5 protein-coding genes are annotated in these 4,865 nt (G+C 70.6%); 2 read left to right on the top strand and 3 right to left on the bottom strand.

Annotated elements, in window-relative coordinates:
* Positions 1 to 1,598: TonB-dependent receptor plug domain-containing protein (locus tag AC1D12_RS24805; protein WP_477843512.1), on the bottom strand; the 1,598-nt coding region annotated here is incomplete at its 3' end.
* A 197-nt stretch (positions 1,599 to 1,795) separates the two neighbouring features.
* Between AC1D12_RS24805 and AC1D12_RS24810 the strand changes: the two genes are divergently transcribed.
* Positions 1,796 to 2,635 (top strand): class II glutamine amidotransferase, encoded by an 840-nt coding sequence (locus tag AC1D12_RS24810; protein ID WP_477843514.1) that lies wholly within the window; start codon positions 1,796 to 1,798, stop codon positions 2,633 to 2,635.
* 52 nt (positions 2,636 to 2,687) lie between these two features.
* Complete coding sequence (locus tag AC1D12_RS24815) at positions 2,688 to 3,188, top strand: DNA-binding protein (protein WP_477843516.1); 501 nt, start codon at positions 2,688 to 2,690, stop codon at positions 3,186 to 3,188.
* Here AC1D12_RS24815 and AC1D12_RS24820 read toward each other — a convergent pair.
* Both AC1D12_RS24820 and AC1D12_RS24825 read right to left on the bottom strand, forming a co-directional pair.
* On the bottom strand, positions 3,166 to 4,296 hold the full coding sequence (locus AC1D12_RS24820; protein WP_477843518.1) for a DUF748 domain-containing protein: 1,131 nt from the start codon (positions 4,294 to 4,296) through the stop codon (positions 3,166 to 3,168). The two genes, AC1D12_RS24815 and AC1D12_RS24820, sit on opposite strands and share 23 nt — an antisense overlap.
* A 37-nt stretch (positions 4,297 to 4,333) precedes the next feature.
* Positions 4,334 to 4,865: YgjV family protein (locus AC1D12_RS24825; protein WP_477843520.1), on the bottom strand; the 532-nt coding region annotated here is incomplete at its 5' end.

A 4,865-nucleotide genomic window follows, 5' to 3' on the forward strand; every position in this document is an offset into this window, starting at 1 on the left:
GGCGAGCGTGCCGCGCTGTCGAAGGAGAACTCCGCGCGCACCAGGTCGATCGACCCGTCGAGGCTCCACTGCGGGCTTGGCTGCCAGCGCGCATCGGCCTCGAAGCCGCGCACGCGCAGCCGGGTGTCCATCAGCGGCGTGGTCGGGGTCACCGGGGTCGTGACCGGCACCTGGTAGCTGCCGAAGCGCTGCTCGTACACCGTCGCGTTGACCTGGAGTTCGCGGCTGGCCTTCCAGCGCAGGCCGGCCTCGATCGACGGGATCTGCAGGTCCTGGGTGCCGTTGGCCAGCGTTTCCGAATGCGACAGGCTGCTCCACAGCGACAGGTCCGGCGTGGCCGCCCAGCGCAGGCGCAGCGTCGTCGCGTACAGGTTGTCGACGAAGCCGGCGCGGAACACCCGTTGCGCCTGGGCGCCGAGCACCACCGAGCCGCGGTTCTCGGCAAAACGCCACTCATCCTGGACGAACGCCTGCAGCCGGTCGGTGTCGGTCGGCACGGCGACGGCATCGAGCGCCGCCGCGCGCGAAGTGATCGAGTCGGTGTTCACGCTGCCGCCCACCAGCAGCTCGTGCGACCCCAGGCGCAGGAAGTCCTGCGCCGACAGCTCGATGGTGCGCCGGTGGTTCTCGGTACCGCCGAAGGTCGTCATGTCGGCGTCCTGCACGTACCCGGCCAACTCGAGCCGGCCGTCGCGTGCCTGCGGGATGGACAGGCGGGTGCCGAACTCGCGCTGCGCGACGTGCAGTTCCAGGCGGTTCGGTACGCGGGCGACCGCGAAGATGCTGGCGCCGACGCCGGTGGAGGCACTGGCGTCGAATGACACCTCGGCGCCGCCCTCGACGGAAAGCGTCGCCTTGGCACCGGCCGCGCGATCCTCCTGGTTGTCCCAGTCGCGGCGGCCCCGCACGAACTCGGAAGAACCCGGCTGGTGCGAGCCGCTGGCCCAGAACGAGGTTTTCCAGCCGGAGGCGGTCCGTGTGCCCCACTGCAGGTTCGCCGCGGCGCGGCCGTTGCTGTCGACATCCACGCCGCCGGCGCTGCCGTTGTCGGCGGCGCGGGTCACGATGTTGATCACGCAATTGGCCGCGTTCGAGCCCCACAGCGTGTTGCCGGCGCCGCGCTGCACCTCGATGCGCTGCACCAGGTCGATCGGCATGTTCAACCGCGTCCAGGTCGTCGTCGACCAGCCGCTCGCCGCGAACTGTTCGCGGCCGTCGCGCAGGATCAGCGTGTTGTGCGCCACCAGCGAACTGCCGTCGCCGCGCGCCGTGACGCCCCACAGGTTCGCGTTGATGTGTTCGACCCACACGCCGGGGATCCACGCCAGCGCTTCCAGCACCGTGCGGGCGCCGGCGCGGCGCAGTTCGTCACCGGAGAACACGCTGGTGGCGATCGCCATGTCCTGCTCGGGCTGCACCCGGCGGCCGAGCGTCGTGAGCTGCACGTCCAGCAGCGCTTCGAGGGGTTGATCGAGCAGCGACTGGGCGCGCAGGTCGCTGCCGCAGGCCAGCGCCGCGAGCAGCACGGCCGCGCGCAGGAACAGCGCGAAGCGGCGGGAAGTGATCCGGGGCAGCAGGTGGGGGTGGTGGGCTCGCATACACACTCGCTCACTTCGTGTTGTCGACAAAGTGTAGGAAGCCTTCCCGGCGATTCGCTCAGGCGAAACCCAGAGAGGACATATGTCTGTACCCCCAAAGCACGGGGGAAACCATCGACGCGATTCGTCAGTCCGGGGCGGGCACGATGCCTGCATGCCGCCACCCATCGCGCAACAGATCTTCCGGATGCATCCAGATGTGCCAGCTTCTCGGCATGAACTGCAACAGCCAGGCCTCGATCACGTTCTCGTTCACCGGTTTCCGGCAACGTGGCGGGCGCACCTCGCACCATGTGGACGGCTGGGGCGTCGGTTTCTATGAACCGGGCGGCTGCCGCGTCTTCCACGACGACCAGCCGGCGAGCGAATCGCCGCTGGCGGCCTTCCTCGGCGACTACCCGATTCCGTCGGCCATCGTCATCTCGCACCTGCGCCGCGCGACGCAGGGGGTGCGTTCGCTGGCCAATTGCCATCCGTTCCAGCGCGAGTGGATGGGGCAGCCGTGGCTGTTCTCGCACAACGGCGACCTGCGCGGCTTCGAACCCGCGCTCACCGGCCCGTTCCGCCCGATCGGCACCACCGACAGCGAACGCGCGTTTTGCTGGCTGATGCAGGAGCTGCGCGCGCAGTTCGCCGACCGCGTGCGGCCGGTCGGCTGGGCCGAGCTGGCGCCGCAGATCGCGCTGCTCGCCGAGCGCATCGCGCGCCATGGCAACTTCAACTTCCTGCTGTCCAACGGCGAGGCGTTGTTCGCGCACTGCTCGAGCAAGCTCTACCTGCTGCAGCGCCAGCATCCGTTCCCGACCGCGCGGCTGATCGATTGCGACATCAGCCTGGACCTCGGCCGCCTGAACGGTGTCGACGACCGCATGGCGCTGGTGGCCACCGAACCGCTGACCGATGCCGAACCGTGGGTGCGGCTGGCCACCGGCGAGCTGCGCGTGTTCGTCGGCGGCGAGACCGTGTGGCGCCAGGTCGACCCGCGCACCCAGGCCTTCGCGCCGGCCGATGAGCGGGAGATGGTGACTGCCGGCTGAGAATCAGTCACTCCAGTGTTGCGTTTGATACAGCGTTTGTATGATGCGCAACATGGCCACCGGGATCAACGCCAAGGATGTCTGGGCTGCGTGCGACGCGCTGCTGCTCGCCGGCGAGCGCCCGACGATCGAACGGGTGCGCCGCCAGCTGGGCCGCGGCTCGCCGAACACCGTCAGCCCCTTGCTGGACGACTGGTACCAGCACCTCGGCGGGCGCCTGAAGGATCCCGGCGCGTTCGGCGTGCCGCCCGACGTGCCCGAGCCGGTGATGCAGGCGGCGCGCCATTTCTGGCAGGTGGCGCAGGCCGAGGCCCGGCGCGACGTCGACCAGCGCGTCTTCGACGAACGCCTGCGCGAGGCGATGGCCGCCGCGGTGGCCAATGTCGAGGCCGAGAAGGAGCGGGCCGCGATCGCCGATGCCGCCGCGTTCGAGGCCRCCGGCAAGGCGGTGCGGCTGCAGGCGGAGCTGGCACGCCGGGATGCGGCGCTGGCCGAAGCTCACAAGCGCATCGACGAGCTCAGCCGCGAGCTCACTTCCCGAACAGGCCTTTGACCATCCCGCCCAGGCCCTTGACCATGCCCGAGAGGCTGACGCCCAGGCTCTCGGCCATGCCGGAGGCGATGCGGGTGGCCAGGTTCTCGTTCAGCGAGAAGGCCGGGTCGTCGAGCCGACCCTCGAGCGTGAACTTCACCTCGAGCTTGCCGTCCTTCGACATCGCCGCCAGCACCGCCTGGCGGGGCACGCCGGCGAAGGTGGAGAGCGCACCGTCGCTCGCGAACTCGAGGCCGGTCAGCGTCAGCTTGCCGGGCGCCTTCAGCTGGTTGCGCACGACGTTCGCGCGCAGGTCGAGGTCGAGCGTGCCGCGTTTGATGCCCTTGTCGGCCACCTTCAGCAGGTAGGGCTGCAGCGTGACCAGGTCGACATCGTTGAAGCGGGCGCGGATGTCGGCGTCGCGCGACGCGACCGTGTAGTCGCCGTCGATGCGGATGCGGCCGTTGCGCTGCACGCCCTTGAACACGCCGTCGAGCTGCACCTGCAGCGGCTTGTCGAGCTGCGGCAGCACCAGCGGGCCGACGTCGGCATCGACCTGGTCGAGCGTCAGGCGCAGCGCCGGCTGGCGCACCGAGCTGTCGAAGAACTCCACCTGTGCGCCGTCGAGCGCGACCCGGCCGATGGTGAGCAGCGGCTTGGCGAGCGGGTCGGGTTTGGCGGCGGGCGACGTGGCGGATGAAGCGGGTTTGGTCTTGTCCTGCGGCTTCTCCAGCAGCGAGGGCAGCACGCGGGTCTTGCCGTCGCGGGTGCGCAGCACGGCCAGGTAGGCGCCCTCGACGCGCACCTGCGCAATGCGCCACGGCCCGCCGAACAGGCTGCGCGGATCGGGCGTGATGCGCACGCGGCTCGCGCGCAGCTCGTCGGCCACCGGCCAGCCGGCCGGGCCCTGGATGCGCAGGTCGAGCACGTCGATGCCGGTCCAGCCGGGGCGGATCGCGCCGATGCTGGCGCGCGGACCGAGGGCCAGCGCCACTTCGGCCTGCAGCTGGCGGGTCGCGACCTGCAGCGCGATGACGGCGAGCAGGATCAGGCCGAGGACGATCGCGCCGGCCAAAGCGAGGCGGCGCCGGGTGCGGGTGAGCGTGAGGGTCTGGAGCAGGGCGGTCATGGGCGGGCGCCATGCTACCCGGGTTGGGCCAGCGCGGTCAGCGCGATGCCGGCTCGCCGGCTTCTTCGTCAGGAGGCTGGCGATGGAAGCGCCAGCCGCCATAGAGCGCCGCGCCGGCCGTCAGCACGTTGGCGGCCATCTGCTCCCAGGCTTCGTAGCTCCACGCGTGGTACATCCACAGCGCCGAGATCGCGAGCATCGAGTACCGCAGCGTGCGCCCGGTCATGTAGAACATCGCGTAGGTCGACCACAGCGAGGCGGCGATCAGGAACAGCGTGCCCCAGCCGTTCCAGGTCAGCAGGCCGGTGGCCACCRTCAGGACGCCGAAGGCGGCCAGGCCGAGGCTGCGTGCGCCGGCGCCGTGTTGCAGCGTGGCGGCCGAGGTGGCGGTGCGGCCGGCGCTGACCAGGTTCAGCGCCGCCGCCGTGTGGGCCCCGATCAGCACGTTGTTGAGCGCCCACAGCAGGCCGGCGAAGCCGGACTGCAGCCGCAGCGATTTCTCGCAGCGGCGCAGCATCGCGAAGGCGTTCATGGCCAGCGCGGCGAGGCCGGTGGCGTGGATGAGCAGG

The organism is Rhizobacter sp. P1_G5 (genome assembly GCF_056405435.1).

Coding starts and splice junctions, on each gene's coding strand:
- AC1D12_RS24810 (WP_477843514.1), top strand. CDS start 1,796: ATGTGCCAGCTTCTCGGCATGAACTGCAACAGCCAGGCCTCGATCACG.
- AC1D12_RS24820 (WP_477843518.1), bottom strand. CDS start 4,296: ATGACCGCCCTGCTCCAGACCCTCACGCTCACCCGCACCCGGCGCCGC.